At 69.4% G+C, this 17,405-nt stretch carries 13 protein-coding genes; 6 read left to right on the top strand and 7 right to left on the bottom strand.

What is annotated here, in order from left to right:
• Positions 1-52 precede the first annotated feature (52 nt).
• Positions 53-2,806: a tetratricopeptide repeat protein gene (locus OHT76_RS29620; protein ID WP_443049850.1), complete on the top strand. Its 2,754-nt coding sequence runs from the start codon at positions 53-55 to the stop codon at positions 2,804-2,806.
• 5 nt (positions 2,807-2,811) lie between these two features.
• On the opposite strand, the gene OHT76_RS29615 is transcribed toward OHT76_RS29620, so the two are convergent.
• The gene (locus tag OHT76_RS29615) at positions 2,812-3,252 is read right to left on the bottom strand and encodes a PPOX class F420-dependent oxidoreductase (protein WP_328873906.1); all 441 of its coding nucleotides are present in this window, start codon (positions 3,250-3,252) and stop codon (positions 2,812-2,814) included.
• A 186-nt stretch (positions 3,253-3,438) separates the two neighbouring features.
• Here OHT76_RS29615 and OHT76_RS29610 point away from each other — a divergent pair, with 186 nt between their 5' ends.
• Positions 3,439-4,161: a helix-turn-helix domain-containing protein gene (locus OHT76_RS29610; RefSeq protein ID WP_443049849.1), complete on the top strand. Its 723-nt coding sequence runs from the start codon at positions 3,439-3,441 to the stop codon at positions 4,159-4,161.
• A gap of 24 nt (positions 4,162-4,185) precedes the next feature.
• Here OHT76_RS29610 and OHT76_RS29605 read toward each other — a convergent pair whose 3' ends face one another.
• Complete coding sequence (locus OHT76_RS29605) at positions 4,186-5,211, bottom strand: ATP-dependent 6-phosphofructokinase (RefSeq protein WP_328873905.1); 1,026 nt, start codon at positions 5,209-5,211, stop codon at positions 4,186-4,188.
• Positions 5,212-5,425: 214 nt separating this feature from the next.
• Here OHT76_RS29605 and pta point away from each other — a divergent pair, with 214 nt between their 5' ends.
• From pta to pyk, 3 genes are all read left to right on the top strand, one after another.
• The gene (pta, locus tag OHT76_RS29600; RefSeq protein ID WP_328873904.1) at positions 5,426-7,516 is read left to right on the top strand and encodes a phosphate acetyltransferase; all 2,091 of its coding nucleotides are present in this window, start codon (positions 5,426-5,428) and stop codon (positions 7,514-7,516) included.
• Complete coding sequence (locus OHT76_RS29595) at positions 7,513-8,736, top strand: acetate kinase (protein ID WP_328873903.1); 1,224 nt, start codon at positions 7,513-7,515, stop codon at positions 8,734-8,736. Before pta ends, OHT76_RS29595 begins: the two co-directional genes overlap by 4 nt.
• Positions 8,737-8,810: 74 nt before the next feature.
• Positions 8,811-10,241 carry a pyruvate kinase gene (gene pyk, locus OHT76_RS29590; RefSeq protein ID WP_328873902.1) on the top strand — a complete coding sequence of 477 codons (1,431 nt, stop codon included), beginning with the start codon at positions 8,811-8,813 and terminating at the stop codon, positions 10,239-10,241.
• A gap of 98 nt (positions 10,242-10,339) precedes the next feature.
• Here the strand turns inward: pyk and OHT76_RS29585 are convergent, their stop codons facing one another.
• The 4 genes from OHT76_RS29585 to OHT76_RS29570 form a co-directional block, all read right to left on the bottom strand.
• Positions 10,340-11,623 carry a hypothetical protein gene (locus OHT76_RS29585; RefSeq protein WP_328873901.1) on the bottom strand — a complete coding sequence of 428 codons (1,284 nt, stop codon included), beginning with the start codon at positions 11,621-11,623 and terminating at the stop codon, positions 10,340-10,342.
• Complete coding sequence (locus tag OHT76_RS29580; protein WP_328873900.1) at positions 11,613-12,227, bottom strand: DUF6114 domain-containing protein; 615 nt, start codon at positions 12,225-12,227, stop codon at positions 11,613-11,615. The genes OHT76_RS29585 and OHT76_RS29580 overlap by 11 nt, the downstream gene beginning before the upstream one ends.
• A gap of 128 nt (positions 12,228-12,355) precedes the next feature.
• Entirely contained in the window at positions 12,356-12,994 is a 639-nt protein-coding gene (locus OHT76_RS29575) for a DUF6230 family protein (protein WP_328873899.1), read from the bottom strand.
• 652 nt (positions 12,995-13,646) lie between these two features.
• The gene (locus OHT76_RS29570) at positions 13,647-14,627 is read right to left on the bottom strand and encodes a tetratricopeptide repeat protein (protein WP_328873898.1); all 981 of its coding nucleotides are present in this window, start codon (positions 14,625-14,627) and stop codon (positions 13,647-13,649) included.
• A 202-nt stretch (positions 14,628-14,829) separates the two neighbouring features.
• Here OHT76_RS29570 and OHT76_RS29565 point away from each other — a divergent pair, with 202 nt between their 5' ends.
• Positions 14,830-15,459, top strand: coding sequence for a TetR/AcrR family transcriptional regulator (locus tag OHT76_RS29565; RefSeq protein WP_328873897.1), 630 nt, complete (start codon positions 14,830-14,832; stop codon positions 15,457-15,459).
• Positions 15,460-15,691: 232 nt separating this feature from the next.
• On the opposite strand, the gene OHT76_RS29560 is transcribed toward OHT76_RS29565, so the two are convergent.
• Positions 15,692-17,392, bottom strand: coding sequence for an acyl-CoA mutase large subunit family protein (locus tag OHT76_RS29560; protein ID WP_328873896.1), 1,701 nt, complete (start codon positions 17,390-17,392; stop codon positions 15,692-15,694).
• Positions 17,393-17,405 lie beyond the last annotated feature (13 nt).

Raw genomic sequence — 17,405 nt, 5'->3', positions numbered from 1 at the left:
GGTACGCCCCAACACCCCCTCTGGTCAGGGAACTTCGCAGTACCGTGAACACGTGCCCATCGCCGCCTTACTCACCGCCCTCCGCCTCGAATACCTGGCGGTCCGCGCCCACCTCACGGACATCGAGAAGCGCGTGCATCCGGATTACGGCACCCGGGCCGAGGTGGGCCGACTCCCTGGGACCTCCTGGCAGGTCGCCGTCCTGGAGATGGGCGAGGGAACACGCGGCGCGGCCGCGCTCACCGAGCGGGTGATGACCTGGCTGGCCCCGCAGGCGGTGCTCTTCGTAGGCGTGGCGGGCGGCCTCAAGGACGACATCGACATCGGCGACGTCGTCATCGCCACCAAGGTGTACGCCATCCACGGCGGCAAGGAATCCGCCGACGGCTTCCTCGACCGCACGGAAACCTGGCACGCCCCGCACGCACTCGAATCGGCGGCCCGTCACGCCCTGCGCGGCGAACCCCACGTCCGCTTCAAGCCCATCGCCGCCGGCGAAGTCCTCCTGGCCGACGCCGACTCCCCTCTCGCCCACCGCCTCCGACAGCGCTTCAACGACGCCGTGGCGATTGAGATGGAGGCCTCCGGCGTGGCCCATGCGGCGCATCTTGCGGGTGGCGCGGGGGCGTTGATCATCCGGGGGATCAGCGACAAGGCGGACGTGGGGAAGGCGCAGGCGGATACGGAGGGTTCCCAGCCGCACGCTGCGGCACGAGCGGCGGAGGCGGCCGTAGCCGTACTCCAGGAGTTGGAGCCGAAGGACAAGCCGCACCCGGCACCCCACCACGGCCCGGTCCCCACCGCCTCCGCCACTCTCCCGCCCCGCCCGCTCGGCTTCACCGGACGATCGGCAGCCCTGTCCCACCTGCTCACCCACCTCGCCCCCACACCCGACGGCACGCCCGCCCCCGCCCTCCTCATCTCCGCCGTCACCGGCATGGGCGGCATCGGCAAGACGGCACTGGCGATCGAGGCCGCTCACCGGGCACGCTCCCAGGGCTGGTTCCCCGGCGGCACGCTCTTCGTCGACCTGCGCGGCTACGACGACAACCCGGTCACCGCCGATCAGGCGGTACTGGCGCTGCTGGATGCGCTAGGCGTACGTGGCACGGATCTGCCGAAGACTTCGGCACGTCAGTACGACGAGTACCGGGAACGGCTCTCCCAACACCAGCCCCGGACCCTACTGATCCTCGACAACGCCTCGGACCCGTCCCAGTTCCTGCCGCTCCTTCCTGGCACCGGGGACCATCGCGTACTGATCACGTCCCGCGACCGGCCGGACGCGCTTCCGTTGCACATCGTGGACCTGGAGACCCTGTCCGAGGCCGACGCCGCCGCACTGGTGACCACAGCCCTCAGCAACGACCCTCGCCCTTCCCGCGAACCGGACGCCCTCCGCGAACTGACCGCCCTCTGCGGCCACTTGCCGCTCGCCCTCCAGATCGCCGCCGCGATGCTGCGTCGACGCCGGCATCGGGGCATCGCCTTGCTGGTGGCCGAGATCAAGAAGGCCGGAGACCCGACGGTGGTCCTCGACAACGGCAGCCGGGGGACAGACCAGTACGGACGTTCCCTCGCTCTCCGGCCGGTCCTGGAGACGTCGTACCGCCGGCTGCCGCCCGCCCAGGCCCGGGTGCTGCGGCTGCTGGCGCTCGCTCCCGGGGCCGATACGAGTACCGAGGCTGTGGCGGCGTTGACCGCCCTGGATGCGGATGTCGCCACAGGACTGTTGGACGACTTGGCTGCCGCCGGCCTTGTGACGCCGGTGCCGTCGGGTAGGGATGTGCGGTGGCGGTTGCATGACCTGGTGCGGGCGTTCGCGGTGGGGCGTGCGGGGGAGAAGAGAGAGGAGGCTCGGGAGCGGTTGCTGGTGTTTTATGGGCGGTGGGCGAGGGCAGCGGATGCCCGGTTGCGGTGGCTGCCGGGGAGGCCGGAACCGGAGCGGTTCGCGAACCGGGCGCAGGCGCTGGCATGGCTGGACGGTGAGCGGGCGGGGCTGGTGGCCGCGGCGCAGTGGGCCTTCGAGGAGCGGCATGCGCGGGCGGCGACGCGGCTGGCTCTTTGTCTGGGGGAGTACCTGCTCTGGCGGCGGTATTTCGATGACGGGATCACTGTGGCGGGTGCCGCACGGGAGGCCGCCCACCGCGTGGGAGACAGCGCCACCGAGGCCGGCGCGTCGTGCGACCTCGGCAACGCCCTGGACGAGGCGGGCCAGACAGAGGAGGCAATCGACGCCCACACCCGTGCCCGCGACCTGTACCAGGCCGTCGAGGACCGCCACCGCGAGGCCATGGCGTGGAACAACCTCGGCCTCGCCCTGAGGGAGGCGGGCCGGGTTAAGGAGGCAATCGACGCCCACACCCGTGCCCGCGACCTGTACCAGGCCGTCGGGGACCGCCAGGGTGAGGCCATGGCGTGGAACAACCTCGGCCTCGCCCTGAGGGGGGTGGGCCGGGTTAAGGAAGCGATCGACGCCCACACCCGTGCCCGCGACCTGTACCAGGCCGTCGAGGACCGCCACCGCGAGGGCACGGCGTGGAACAACCTCGGGATCGCCCTGCGGAGGATGGGCCGGGTGCACGAAGCGATCGAGGCGTACGGCACGGCTTTGGAGATCTCCCGCGAGTACGAGGACTGGTACGGAGCAGGCCAGACCCTCTACAACCTGGCCCTCGCCCACGAGGCTGCCGACCACCCGGCCGAAGCCCGCACCCACTACCTCCAGTCCGCAGCTGCCTACACCCAAGCCGACGCCCGCACCGAAGCCGCCGAAGCCCGATCCCAAGCCGAAGCCCTGGAATGATGCCCCTACCCCTCCGGCAGCACCCCCGCCCGAAACGCCTCCACCCCCACAACCCTCCGCACCCGCTCAGCCTCGATCAACACCATCACCCGCCGCTCCCCCGCCAACAGCCACGGATACCGCTCCTCCCCGATGTACTTCATCGCCAGCCGATCCATCGCCCGCTCCGCCACCTCCCCCTCCACGAACCGCACCACCCGCCCCCGGATCTCCGCCCGGTCGTAAGGGTTCTCAGGGTCGATGTGGGACAGGGAAACGAATGGATTGCGCCGCAGGTTGTCCACCTTCACGCGCCCGATCGACGTGTTGACCATGACGTACTCATCTTCGATGTCCGCCCACATGGGCGAAACGTGGGGCGCGCCGTCGGGGCCGACCGTCGCGAGGTGCCAGAAGTTCGGGGCCAGGAGACGCTCGCGAATATGCCCGCTGAGCTTGCCGTTCATCGAGAGACCACCTTCCCGGAGCGCCCGCGCGAGCGCCCCGGCGTGATCCTCACCCGCCCCCGCCCCCACTAACCGACGATCTTCAGCCACCCGCCCCCCGCGGCCGGAACCGTACGTTCCTACAATCCGTAATCCTGGCCGAACAGACCGTAGTCACCGCTCCCCGCCACCCATAGCTTTGCCACCGTGCGCCGACCCCCAGCTCAACCGAACCAGCCCCCCGTCCCACCGAGCCCGCCCTTCAACGCCCCCGCCGCCCGCAGACTCCGCGCCGCCCTGAACATGGGCCCCGAGCATGTCGCCTACGGAATGCGTGTCTCGTACGGTCTCCCGTACGTCACCCCGGACCTCGTGGTCGCCTGGGAACGCGGGGTCGCCTCCCCCTCCAACCCCGAACTCACCGCTCTCGCGGGCGTGTTGTGGTGCTCCCCCGGTGAGCTGCTCGGCCGCCCGCGGAGCCTGCGTGAGCACCGTATGACCCGGGGGCTCGCCCCGGAGGACGTCGCCCGTGCCGTCGGACACGATCTGCACGCCTATCTCCGGATGGAGGAGAGCGACGACTGGCGTGGCACCGAGCGGCAGTCCTCCGCCCTCGCCGACCTTCTCGGGCTCTCCCTGGCCGACTTCGTCACCGTCACGGGGCGCGACACCAAACTCGGCGATCTGCTGCGCAGCGCGGTGACCACACGCTGGCAGGCGTACGTCCGCCCGGTCGGGAAGCTCGTCCCCCTCGACCGGCGGCTCCTGGAGGACGCCCTCCAGGAGCTGCACCGGGAGTATCAGGGACAGATGGTCGCCACCCTGAGCTGGGGCGGCGCCGAGCACGGTGGGTCCAGCGCGTCCGGGCGGGAGTTCATGGATCGGATCGTGGACCACTTCTGGACCAGGATCAGCGACCCCGGCCGGTGAGCCAGAGGCCTCCTGGACCAGGATCTAGAAGACCGACTCCGCCTCGTCCATCCGGTCCTTCGGCACCGTCTTCAGCTCGGTCACGGCCTCCGCCAGCGGCACCGTCACGATGTCCGTCCCGCGCAGCGCCGTCATCCGGCCGAACTCACCCCGGTGCGCCGCCTCCACGGCGTGCCAGCCGAAGCGGGTGGCGAGGACACGGTCGTACGCCGTCGGTACGCCACCGCGCTGGACGTGGCCGAGGATGACCGGCTTGGCCTCCTTGCCGAGCCGGCGCTCCAGCTCGAACGCCAGTGCCGTACCGATGCCCTGGAAGCGCTCGTGGCCGAACTGGTCGATCGCGCCCTTGCCGTAGTCCATGGAGCCCTCGGCGGGGTGGGCGCCCTCGGCCACGCAGATGACGGCGAACTTCTTGCCGCGCGCGAAGCGCTCCTCGACCATCTTCACCAGGTCGGCCGGGTCGAAGGGGCGCTCGGGCAGGCAGATGCCGTGGGCGCCGGCCGCCATGCCGGATTCGAGCGCGATCCAGCCCGCGTGGCGGCCCATGACCTCGACCACCATCACGCGCTGGTGGGACTCGGCCGTCGTCTTCAGGCGGTCCATCGCCTCCGTCGCGACGCCGACCGCCGTGTCGAAGCCGAAGGTGCGGTCGGTCGAGGAGATGTCGTTGTCGATCGTCTTGGGGACGCCCACCACGGACAGGCCCGCGTCGTACAGCATGCGGGCGGCCGTCAGCGTGCCTTCGCCGCCGATCGGGATCAGCGCGTCGATGCCGAACTCGCGGGCGATGTCGGGTGCGTTGTCGCAGGCCTCGCGCAGCCGGTCGCGCTGAAGGCGGGAGGAGCCGAGGATGGTGCCGCCGCGGGCCAGGATGCCGCTCACCGCGTCGAGGTCGAGGGTGCGGTAGTGGCCGTCGAGCAGACCGGCGTAGCCGTCTTCAAAGCCGATGACCTCGTCGCCGTACTGGGTGACGGCGCGGTGCACGACCGACCGGATCACGGCGTTCAGGCCGGGGCAGTCGCCGCCTGCGGTGAGAACTCCGATACGCATCGTGCTGTGTCTCCTGCTCGCTGTTGACACCACTGAGCCAGTCCGATTGTTTCACGTCCCCGAGGACGATGTCGTTTCCCCGAAGCGGACGGGCGCCTTATCTAGCGACAGAGGTATTGTCAAGAGGGTTCTGCTCACCTCGGTGGGCGATTTTTATGACATTGACCAGCCGACCTTTGCACATACGCACATACAGACGAAGGGGAGACCACGCGTGACGCGCAGCGTGTACGTGACCGGTATCGACCGCGGCGACGGACGCCAGGTCGTCGAACTGGGGGTCATGGAACTCCTGACCCGGCAGGTCGACCGGGTGGGTGTCTTCCGGCCCCTCGTCCATGACGGGCCCGACCGGCTCTTCGAGCTGTTGCGCGCCCGCTACCGGCTGGCACAGGACCCGGCGACCGTGTACGGCATGGACTACCACGAGGCGTCCACGCTCCAGGCCGAGCGGGGCGCCGACGAACTGGTCTCCACCCTCGTCGACCGTTTCCACCTGGTCGCCCGGGACTACGACGTCGTTCTCGTCCTGGGCACCGACTACGCCGACACCCAGTTCCCGGACGAGCTCTCCCTGAACGCCCGGCTCGCCAATGAGTTCGGAGCCTCCGTCATACCCGTCGTCGGCGGCCGCAAGCAGACCGCCGAGTCGGTGCTCGCCGAGACCCGCAACGCCTACCGCGCCTACGACGGCCTCGGCTGCGACGTCCTCGCCATGGTGACCAACCGGGTCGCGCGGGGCGACCGCGACGAGATCGCCGAGCGGCTCGCCAACCGGCTGCCCGTCCCCTGTTACGTCCTGCCCGACGAGCCCGCCCTGTCCGCGCCCACGGTCGCGCAGATCGCCCACACCCTCGGCGCGAAGACGCTCCTCGGCGACGACTCGGGGCTCGCCCGGGACGCGCTCGGCTTCGTCTTCGGCGGTGCCATGCTGCCGAACTTCCTGGGCGCCCTGACCCCGGGCTGCCTGGTCGTGACCCCGGGCGACCGGGCCGATCTGGTCGTCGGTTCGCTAGCCGCGCACAGCGCCGGCACCCCGCCGATCGCCGGTGTGCTGCTCACCCTCAACGAGGTCCCCAGCGACGACGTCCTCACCCTCGCCGCCCGTCTCGCCCCGGGCACCCCGGTCATCTCGGTGCCCGGCAACAGCTTCCCGACCGCCGAGCAACTCTTCTCCCTGGAGGGCAAGCTCAACGCGGCCACCCCGCGCAAGGCGGAGACCGCCCTCGGGCTCTTCGAGCGGTACGCCGACACCGGCGACCTGCTCAAGCGCGTGAGCGCCCCCAGCAGTGACCGGGTCACACCGATGATGTTCGAGCACAAGCTCCTCGAACAGGCCCGCTCGGACATGCGCCGGGTCGTCCTCCCGGAGGGCACCGAGCCCCGCGTCCTGCACGCCGCCGAGGTACTGCTGCGCCGTGGCGTCTGCGACCTCACCCTCCTCGGCCCGGTCGACCAGATCCGCAAGAAGGCCGCCGACCTCGGCATCGACCTGGGCGAATCCCAGCTGATCGACCCGGCCACCTCCGAGCTGCGCGACGCCTTCGCCGAGAAGTACGCCGCCCTGCGCGCCCACAAGGGCGTGACCGTGGAGCTGGCCTACGACGTCGTCTCGGACGTGAACTACTTCGGCACCCTGATGGTCCAGGAGGGCCTCGCCGACGGCATGGTGTCCGGTTCGGTGCACTCCACGGCGGCCACCATCCGGCCCGGCTTCGAGATCATCAAGACCAAGCCGGACGCCTCGATCGTGTCGTCGGTGTTCTTCATGTGCCTCGCCGACAAGGTCCTCGTCTACGGCGACTGCGCGGTCAACCCCGACCCGAACGCCGAGCAGCTGGCCGACATCGCCATCCAGTCGGCGGCCACCGCCGAGCAGTTCGGTGTGGAGCCGCGGATCGCGATGCTGTCGTACTCCACCGGTACGTCCGGTTCGGGCGCCGACGTCGACAAGGTGCGCGAGGCGACGGAGCTGGTGCGGCTGCGCAGGCCCGATCTGAGGATCGAGGGTCCGATCCAGTACGACGCCGCCGTCGAGCCGTCGGTCGCCGCGACCAAGCTGCCGGAATCCGAAGTCGCGGGCCAGGCAACGGTTCTGATCTTTCCGGACCTCAATACAGGCAACAACACCTACAAGGCCGTGCAGCGCTCGGCCGGCGCCATCGCCGTCGGCCCGGTCCTGCAGGGTCTGCGCAAGCCCGTCAACGACCTGTCCCGCGGCGCACTCGTGCAGGACATCGTCAACACCGTCGCCATCACGGCGATCCAGGCCCAGTCCCCCCTCGAGAAGGCGTCCCAGCAGTGAGCTCGTCCCGTGGCACCCGCGTCCTCGTCCTGAACTCCGGCTCCTCGTCGGTGAAGTACCAGCTGCTCGACATGAGTGACGGCAGCCGGCTCGCGTTGGGCCTCGTCGAGCGCATCGGCGAGGACACCTCCCGGCTCAAGCACACCCCGATGGGCGCCGAGTCCCGGGAGTGGACCGGGCCCATCGCCGATCATGAGGCCGCCCTGAAGGCCGTATCGGAGGAACTCGCCAAGGACGGTCTGGGGCTCGACTCTCCCGAGCTGGCCGCGATCGGGCACCGGGTGGTGCACGGCGGGCAGAGCTTCACCGAGCCGACCGTCATCGACGACGCGGTGCTCGCCGAGATCGAGCGGCTGATCCCGGTCGCCCCGCTGCACAACCCGGCCAACCTCACCGGCATCCGTACGGCCCAGGCGCTGCGGCCGGATCTGCCGCAGGTCGCCGTGTTCGACACCGCGTTCCACACGACGATGCCGGAGTCGGCGGCCCGCTACGCGATCGACGTCAAGACCGCCGACGAGCACCGCATCCGGCGCTACGGCTTCCACGGCACCTCGCACGCGTACGTCTCCCGGGCGACCGCGAAGCTGCTGGGCAAGTCGCCGGAAGAGGTGAACGTGATCGTGCTGCACCTCGGCAACGGAGCGTCCGCCTCCGCGGTCAGGGGCGGGCTGTGCGTGGACACCTCCATGGGGCTCACGCCCTTGGAGGGGCTGGTGATGGGTACGCGCTCGGGAGACATGGACCCGGCCGTCATCTTCCATTTGATGCGTGTTGCCGGAATGTCCACTGATGAGATCGACACTCTTCTCAACAAGAAGAGCGGTCTGATCGGCCTGTGCGGTGACAACGACATGCGCGAGATCCGGCGCAGGATCGACGAGGGTGATCAAGAGGCGCAACTCGCCTTCGACATCTACATTCACCGCCTCAAGAAGTACATCGGCGCCTATTACGCCGTACTCGGACGGGTGGACGCGGTCGCCTTCACAGCGGGAGTCGGGGAAAACGCGAGTCCCGTGCGAGAAGCTGCGGTCGCCGGCCTGGAGGAGCTCGGGCTGGTGGTGGACGGCGAGCTGAACGCCGTACGGAGCGATGCGCCGCGGCTGATCTCGCCGGAGTCCGCACGGGTGGCCGTGGCCGTGGTGCCGACCGACGAGGAACTGGAGATTGCGACTCAGACGTACGCGCTTGTAAATGGCTCCCGGAATCTCACCTGAGCGGCATCCCGCCCCTTTGTATTTTCCGCCAGACGGAATATTCCGCAGCGAAACAAACCGATAGGATCGCCCCCATGCGCCGTTCGAAAATCGTCTGTACTCTCGGCCCCGCGGTCGACTCCCACGAACAGCTCGTGTCGCTGATCGAGGCCGGCATGAACGTGGCCCGCTTCAACTTCAGCCACGGCACTCACGAAGAGCACCAGGGGCGTTACGACCGCGTCCGGGCCGCCGCCCAGGAGACCGGCCGTGCGATCGGCGTCCTCGCCGACCTTCAGGGCCCCAAGATCCGTCTGGAGACCTTCGCCGAGGGCCCGGTGGAGCTGGAGCGCGGTGACGAGTTCGTCATCACCACCGAGGACGTCCCGGGTGACAAGCACATCTGCGGAACCACTTACAAGGGCCTGCCGGGCGATGTCTCGCGCGGCGACCAGATCCTCATCAACGACGGCAACGTCGAGCTGAAGGTCCTGGATGTCGAGGGCTCCCGGGTCAAGACGATCGTCATCGAGGGCGGTGTCGTCTCCGACCACAAGGGCATCAACCTGCCGGGCGCGGCCGTGAACGTCCCGGCGCTGTCCGAGAAGGACGTCGAGGACCTGCGGTTCGCGCTGCGCATGGGCTGCGACATGGTCGCGCTGTCCTTCGTGCGGGACGCGGGCGACATCCAGGACGTGCACAAGGTCATGGACGAGGTCGGCCGCCGCGTCCCGGTCATCGCCAAGGTGGAGAAGCCGCAGGCGGTGGCGAACATGGAGGACGTCGTCGCGGCGTTCGACGCGGTCATGGTCGCCCGTGGTGACCTGGCCGTCGAGTACCCGCTCGAGAAGGTCCCCATGGTGCAGAAGCGGCTCATCGAGCTGTGCCGCCGCAACGCCAAGCCGGTGATCGTGGCGACCCAGATGATGGAGTCGATGATCACCAACTCCCGTCCGACCCGCGCCGAGGCCTCCGACGTGGCCAACGCGATCCTGGACGGCGCCGACGCGGTCATGCTCTCCGCCGAGTCGAGCGTGGGCGCCTACCCGATCGAGACCGTCAAGACGATGTCGAAGATCGTCCAGGCGGCCGAGCAGGAGCTGCTCGCCAAGGGCCTGCAGCCGCTGGTCCCCGGCAAGAAGCCGCGCACGCAGGGCGGTTCGGTCGCCCGCGCCGCCTGCGAGATCGCCGACTTCCTCGGCGGCAAGGGCCTGGTCGCCTTCACCAAGTCCGGTGACACCGCCCGCCGGCTGTGCCGCTACCGCGCCGCCCAGCCGATCCTGGCCTTCACCACCGACGAGTCCACCCGCAACCAGCTCACCCTCAGCTGGGGCGTGGAGTCGCACGTCGTCCCGTTCGTGAACAGCACCGACGAGATGGTCGACCTGGTCGACGGCGAAGTGCTGAAGCTCGGCCGCTTCAACGAGGGCGACGTCCTCATCATCACGGCCGGCTCACCCCCCGGCGTCCCCGGCACCACCAACATGGTCCGCGTCCACCACCTGGGCGGAGCGGAAGCCAACTGACGTACCCGCAAAGGGTCTTGTACGGCGCTGAGGGCGCCCCCTGGATCAGGGGGCGCCCTCAGGCGTTGTGCGGCTCCCGAACGGGCCTGTGGGGGCGCTCAGCCGGTGGTGAACTGATGCAGCCCGGGCACGTGCAGCGTTCCGCCGAACTGACCGGCCTGCACGACCTTCACCTTGGTGAAGTAGATCAGCGGGATGTTCAGCGGCGGCGGGTTCTCCGGGCTGAACGTCACCGGTATCAGCCCCAGCAGATTGCCGGAGATGGACTCGGTGTACATGATCGTCTTGCCGTCGCGGATCGTCGACGTCGAACCCTCGGCCGCCTGCACGTGGTACGTCTTGCCCGACTGCGGGTCCTGCACCGTCTGGTGCAGATCGCCGATGTCGGTGCCGTCGGAGATGACGTACTTCAGGACGTCCTTGGTGGAGCCGTTGGCGGTCTTCACCTTGACGATGCCCTGGTAGTCGGCGCCCTTGAGCAGCAGCGAGCTGGCGTCCAGCTGCCACGGGTCGTCGGGCAGCGGGACGGAGTTGTCGACACCGCCCTTGTCGTCCGTGGCGACCGGGCAGTCCTCGGCGTCGGTGGTTTCGCTCGCCGACGGGCTCGGGGTCGCGGTGACCCCCTCGGCCGCTTCCTCGACCGCCTTGCCGGTGTCCTCGGCCGCCTGGGACGCCGTGTCGGTGGTGTCCTTGACCGCGTCCTCGACCGTGTCGGTGACCTCGTCAGTGGTCTCCTGCACCGGGTCGGACTCTTCGGCACTCGGCGACTCGGAGGCCGACGGGGTGGCCGACGGCGACGGGCTCGCGCTCGCCGTTTCGTCCTGGCCGCCGGTGAAGATGCCCTCGATGGCGTCGCCGATGTCCTCCAGCACATTGCCGTCCGACTCGGAGGGCGAAGGCGAGGGGGACGCCGTGGCGGTGTCGCCGGCGCCGGACTGCGGCTCGGTGGTCTTGCTCTCGGACGGGGACGGCGAGGGCTCGGTCTCGTCGTCGGAACCTGAATCCGACGAAGAGTCATCGCCCGTGGAGGCCGACGGGGTGGGTGTCGGCTCCGCCGTGTCGTCCTCGGCGGGGGACTCGCTCGCACTCTCGCTCACGGACGGCGAGGGGGACGCGGACTCGCCCTCCAGGGCGGCCACACAGTCCTTGTACTCGTCGGCCGTCAGGCTCCTGGAGGCCGGCTGGTCCTCCGCGTTGGCGAGCGTCGGCGTGAACCCCATCCCCATGAGGACGGCGGTCGGCATCGCCGCCAGGGCTATCGCCTTGCCGGCCGGCATGTGGAACCTGGTGAACAGCGGCTTCTTGGGAGCCGCGTGCCGCGGCCCGGTTCTCGCACGGGACGCTTCCACGTCAGTCCCGTGGGTCACCTCGTCAGCCGGCACTGTGCCTCCCGTTCGCCCCGTTCGCCGGGCTCGTTCCTGACAGATCGTTCGGCTCGTCCACCGCGTCCCGCGGAGCGGGGATCCCGCCCTCGGAGGCATCACTCTTCTCGAACGTGGTGACCGGCGGTGCCGGGACCGCGCCCTCTGGAGCGTCACCCTGCTTACTCGTGGCCTCCTTGGCCGGCTGCGCCTCCGGCGGCGCACCCGGCGCCCACGACACGGCCATCGCGCCGCCGACAAGGGCGAACAGGAAGCCGATCAGGAAGCCGCCGAGGTTCGACACGGGGATGGACACCAGCGCCAGCAGAATCGCCGCGACACCCGCGAAGGTACGGACGTGCTTCTGGAACCAGAGGCTGATGCCGAGGACGACGAGCAGCACGCCGATGATCAGTGACCCGGCACCCGCGGTGGTGGCCATCGCCAGCGTCAGGTGACCGATCTGAAGATTCGCGTACGGGAAGTAGGCGATGGGGAGTCCGCCGAGGATCACGAACAGACCGGCCCAGAACGGCCTCTCGCCCCGCCAGGTGCGGAAGTGCCGCCTGAAGACCCGGAGGTAGTGCTCGTCGCGGCCGGGTACGGCAGGAGTCTCGGCGCTCATGGAAAACAGCTCCCTGCTACGGCGTTGCTGTGGTGGTGAGTTGTGAAGCTGGGGCCGGACGTGTGAAGACACGGCCGGAGTGTGGACGGGCGGGGGCGCCACCGGCTCCCCCGCCCGTCAGTGAGTGCTTAGTAGCACTCCTTGACACCCGTCGACAGCGACATCTTCAGACCGCTGAGCTTGAAGGTTCCGGCGGTGGTCGCCCACGCCGTCTGCTTCACGTCCTTCAGCACGACCGAGTCGGCCTGCTGAGCGAACCCGAACGGGTTGGCCTGCTCCTTGCCGCCCTTCATGCCCGGACCCTTGGTGGCGTCCTTGGCGGCCACACCGATGTCGATGCCCTTGAACGTGGCATCGGCCTCGAGCTCGGCGACGTCGATGTACAGGTTCTCGGCCTTGACCGGCTTGTCCGGGTCCTCGCCGGCCCGCAGGATCAGGCTGACGCTGCCAAGCAGCGGGATGTCAGGGGTGACAACCGACTGACACATGTTCTTGATGGTCGCGGACTTGAAGGCCGAGACCGCGACGGGGTGAACCGTCTTCTTGCCGCTGAGCGTGTAGCCCTCGTCAAGGGCGCCGTACTGGCTGAAGCCCGTACCGTCGAGCTGCTCGGTCGTCACCTTGAACGACTGGCCCGACACGCTGAACGACGCGGCGAGAGCGCCCTGCGCGAGGGCGACACCTATCGCTGCCGTGGCGGCCACACTGGGCACCATCACGACGGCGAACCGCTTCCATCTGGTCCCGCCACGCACCTGGGACTCCATATTTCCTCCTTCTCGGACGTACATCTCCTGGCCCTGACTGCTCCCGTCGAAGTCGACGGCTCAGCCGGGCAGGGATGGGAGAAGTGCTACGTCCTCGGGAAGGAGAGCGCCCGCGCTCGGCGGCGCGAACCGCGCCCGAATCACCGGCGATCACCCCCGAGCGACAACCACTGGTCGCGCCTGACACGCATCACGCACAACCTTGCTGGACAGGCTTCGCCTGTTGGCGAAGACCCCCCTGCCCAAGAGCCGGCGCCACTGCCGCCGGCTCTGCTCGGTGGGGACCCTTGAATCCCGTGGCCCCGACCGGCTGTCGGGTAGTACGGGAATGGACCGAGCGTCGCCGATCGTGGTGCATTCTCGCCGCCCGCACAAGGGGGTTCGTTACTCGCTAGTAACGGCCGGATAACCGAACAACGACCCGTCGGTCTCGGACGGCGACGCAGGGTGGCGTGAGGGGGGCGGACATATCCAGGAATCGCCGGACAGAAACCGACAGAACAACGCCCTCGACTTACTGCCAGTAACAGCGGCCGCGATTACCAAGATTTGGTAAAGCGCGGCCGCAATGACACTCCGTCGGCAGTTCTTTCACTCGGGCAACACATGCCCTCGCGTTTAGTGACTGGTCAGAACGGGGCTGCCGACCCGATCAGAAGAGAGCGCGCGCAAGAGCCCTGCGCGCCGCCGTCACTCTCGGGTCATCGGCCCCGACCACCTCGAACAGTTCGAGCAGCCGCAGTCGTACGGCCTCCCGCTCGTCGCCCGCGGTGCGCTGCACCGTGTCGATGAGCCGCCCGAAGGCGTCCTCCACATGACCGCCCACCAAGTCCAGGTCAGCGGCGGCGATCTGGGCCTGTGCGTCGGCCGGCTTGTCGGCGGCGTCCTTGCGCACCTGCTGCGGATCGGCGCTCTGCACCCGCTGCAGCAACTCGGCCTGCGCGAGCCCGAGTTTGGCCTCGGTGTTGCCGGGGTCGTCGCTCAGCACGTTCTTGTACGCCTGGACCGCCCCGCCCAAATCGCCCGCGTCGAGGGCCTGTACGGCGGCCTCCAGCAGCGCGTCATAAGGACCGGCCGGCGCCGCGGGCGCCGCCTGGGGCTCGCCGCCGGGCTCGGCCTCCGGGTCGACCGCAAGACCGGTGAGCCCGAAGCGCTGCTCGGCCACGGTCACCAGCTGGTCGAGGGTCTGCCGGATCTGCGCCTCACCGGCGGCACCCTGGAAGAGCGGGAGCGCCTGGCCGGCGACGACCGCGAAGACGGCCGGGATGCCTTGCACCCCGAACTGCTGCATCAGCATCTGGTTGGCGTCGACGTCGATCTTGGCGAGGACGAAGCGGCCGTTGTACTCGACGGCGAGCCGCTCAAGGACCGGGCTCAGCTGCTTGCAGGGCTCGCACCACTCGGCCCAGAAGTCGATGACGACCGGGACCTCGGTGGACCGCTGAAGTACATCCCGCTCAAAACCGGCTTCATCGACATCGATGACGAGATCGGCGGGCGAGACGGCTCCTCCCCCGCCGCCCTGCCGGGCCGCTTCGGCGCGCGCCTGCTCCGCCTTCGCCTTGGCCTCCTGGGCCGCCTTCACCGCGGCGAGGTCGACGACTCCGCTCATGGACATGTTCCGTGGCTGCATGCGTCTATCCTCCCCCGTCTTCGCGCGCGAGTGAAAAGCGATGAGAAAGCCGGTCGTGCTTTCGGTTGCCGGGGGTCCCCACCCCACGCCAGTGGTTTCGCTACGAGTCGTAGCGTAATGGCACCGAGTGCCTTCGGAACACCCCGCCCCGGTGATCTCCCTCACGGCGTCAACGGGAACCGCCGGTGGTTATGGTCTGGGGATGCAGAGCAGCACTCCCGCCCCACGCGCCACTGGGCGCCCCCGCAGCGCAGCGGCGGACGCCGCGATCCTCGCGGCGACGCGGGAGGCGCTGGTGGAGCTGGGCTGGTCCGGGCTCACGCTGTCCGACGTGGCGGTTCGGGCCGGGGTCGCGAAGACGACGCTGTACCGCCGGTGGTCGGGCAAGAACGAGCTGGTCGTCGACGCGGTGGCGGAACTCTTCGACGAGTTGGAACTCCCGGACCGCGGCACGCTGGGCGCGGACATCGAGGGCGTGGTCCTCCAGTTCGCGGCGATCCTGGCCCGCCCGGAGGCGAAGAGCGGCCTGATGGCGGTGGTGGCGGAGTCCACCCGCGACGATGCCCTGCGCGAGCGCATCCGCGCCTCCATCGTCGACCGCCAGAAACGCCTGGTCCTGGAGGGCAGATCCCGAGCCCAGGCCCGCGGCGAACTCCCTCCGGAGTCAGACCCCGTGGAAGCGTCCCGCACGGTCGACCTCATCTTCGACGTGGTCGCGGGCGCGGTGGTCCACCGCTGCCTGGTGAGCGCGGAACCGGCGGATGAGGAGTGGGTACGCAGCTTTACGAGGGTGCTGGTGGCCGGGTTGGCGGCGACAGCGTCTGCGGGGTGAGCGCGGGTCGCGGGCTGCGGGCGAGTTGGGACGGGGCGCGGGCTGCGGGCGAGTGGGGGCTGGTCGCGCAGTTCCCCGCGCCCCTAGGTGGGACCGGCCCCCGCCCGCCACCAAAGCCGCAGCAGCCGCTGGGCCTGTAATACCCGCCTAGCTGCAGGCAGTCGTGCCGCTGGGGCGGCACCCGCTGCCAAAGAGAGCGGCACCCCGCCAGCGCGGGTGAGCGATGCACAGCTCAGAACCCCGCAGGCTCGGTATAGACGCCCCACTCCTCCCGCAGCACCCCGCAGATCTCCCCCAGCGTCGCCTCCGCCCGCACCGCGTCCAGCATCGGCTCGATCATGTTGGACCCGTCCCGCGCAGCGGCAAGCATCGCGTCAAGCGCCGAGCGCACCGCGCCCTCGTCCCGGGCCGACTTACGCCCGCCCAGCACCCGCACCTGCTCCCGCTCCACCTCATGACTCACCCGCAGGATCTCCAGATCCCCGGTGACGGACCCGTGGTGGACGTTCACACCGACGACCCGCTTGTCGCCCTTCTCCAACGCCCGCTGGTACTGGAACGCGGACTCGGCGATCTCGCCCGTGAACCAGCCGTCCTCGATCCCCCGCAGGATGCCGGAGGTGATCGGACCGATCGGGTGCCGCCCGTCCGGGTGCGCCCGCAGGCCCCGCTCCTTGATCTGCTCGAAGATCTTCTCCGCGTCCGCCTCGATCCGGTCCGTCAACTGCTCGACGTACCACGAACCGCCCAGCGGATCCGCGACGTTGCCGACGCCGGTCTCCTCCATCAGCACCTGCTGCGTCCGCAGAGCGATCTCCGCCGCCTGCTCACTCGGCAACGCCAGCGTCTCGTCCAGCGCGTTCGTGTGCAGCGAGTTCGTGCCGCCCAGCACCGCCGCCAGCGCCTCCACCGCCGTACGCACCACGTTGTTGTACGGCTGCTGCGCCGTCAGCGAGACACCCGCCGTCTGCGTGTGGAAGCGCAGCCACTGCGCCTTCTCCGACTTCGCGCCGTACACGTCCCGCATCCACCGGGCCCAAATGCGCCGCGCCGCACGGAACTTGGCGATCTCCTCGAAGAAGTCGACGTGCGCGTCGAAGAAGAACGACAGGCCGGGGGCGAAGACGTCCACGTCCAGGCCACGGGACAGGCCCAGCTCTACGTATCCGAAGCCGTCCGCCAGCGTGTACGCCAGCTCCTGCGCGGCCGTCGACCCGGCCTCGCGGATGTGGTAGCCGGAGACCGACAGCGGCTTGTAGGCGGGGATGCCGGCCGCGCAGTACTCCATGAGGTCGCCGATGAGGCGAAGGTGCGGCTCGGGCTGGAAGAGCCACTCCTTCTGGGCGATGTACTCCTTGAAGATGTCCGTCTGGAGCGTGCCGTTGAGGACGGACGGGTCCACGCCCTGCCGCTCGGCCGCCACCAGGTACATACAGAAGACCGGCACGGCCGGACCGCTGATCGTCATCGACGTCGTGACATCGCCCAGCGGGATGCCCTTGAACAGGACCTCCATGTCGGCCGCAGAGTCGATCGCCACCCCGCAGTGGCCGACCTCGCCGAGCGAGCGCGGGTCGTCGGAGTCGCGGCCCATCAGCGTCGGCATGTCGAAGGCCACGGACAGGCCCCCGCCACCGTTGGCCAGGATCATCTTGTAGCGCTCGTTGGTCTGCTCGGCATTGCCGAACCCGGCGAACTGGCGGATGGTCCAGGTACGCCCGCGGTAGCCGGTCGGGTACAGCCCGCGCGTGTAGGGGTACTCCCCGGGCCAGCCGATCCGCTCGAAGCCGTCATAGGTGTCCCCGGGGCGGGGGCCGTACACCGGCTCCACGGGGTCCCCGGAGAGCGTGGTGAAGTCAGCATCGCGCTTGCGCGCGGCGTCGTACCGGGCCTGCCAGCGACGGCGGCCCTCCTCGATGGCGTCAGCGTCCATACCTTCAATTTAC

It is taken from the genome of Streptomyces sp. NBC_00287, assembly GCF_036173105.1.
In the GTDB taxonomy this organism is placed as follows: domain Bacteria; phylum Actinomycetota; class Actinomycetes; order Streptomycetales; family Streptomycetaceae; genus Streptomyces.
The sequence above is the reverse complement of the archived record's forward strand: the minus strand, read 5'-3'. Positions and strand labels throughout refer to the sequence as shown.

Coding starts and splice junctions, on each gene's coding strand:
- OHT76_RS29615 (WP_328873906.1), bottom strand. CDS start 3,252: ATGAACGGCAAGCTCAGCGGGCATATTCGCGAGCGTCTCCTGGCCCCG.
- OHT76_RS29605 (WP_328873905.1), bottom strand. CDS start 5,211: ATGCGTATCGGAGTTCTCACCGCAGGCGGCGACTGCCCCGGCCTGAAC.
- pyk (WP_328873902.1), top strand. CDS start 8,811: ATGCGCCGTTCGAAAATCGTCTGTACTCTCGGCCCCGCGGTCGACTCC.
- OHT76_RS29580 (WP_328873900.1), bottom strand. CDS start 12,227: ATGAGCGCCGAGACTCCTGCCGTACCCGGCCGCGACGAGCACTACCTC.
- OHT76_RS29575 (WP_328873899.1), bottom strand. CDS start 12,994: ATGGAGTCCCAGGTGCGTGGCGGGACCAGATGGAAGCGGTTCGCCGTC.
- OHT76_RS29570 (WP_328873898.1), bottom strand. CDS start 14,627: ATGCAGCCACGGAACATGTCCATGAGCGGAGTCGTCGACCTCGCCGCG.
- OHT76_RS29565 (WP_328873897.1), top strand. CDS start 14,830: ATGCAGAGCAGCACTCCCGCCCCACGCGCCACTGGGCGCCCCCGCAGC.
- OHT76_RS29560 (WP_328873896.1), bottom strand. CDS start 17,392: ATGGACGCTGACGCCATCGAGGAGGGCCGCCGTCGCTGGCAGGCCCGG.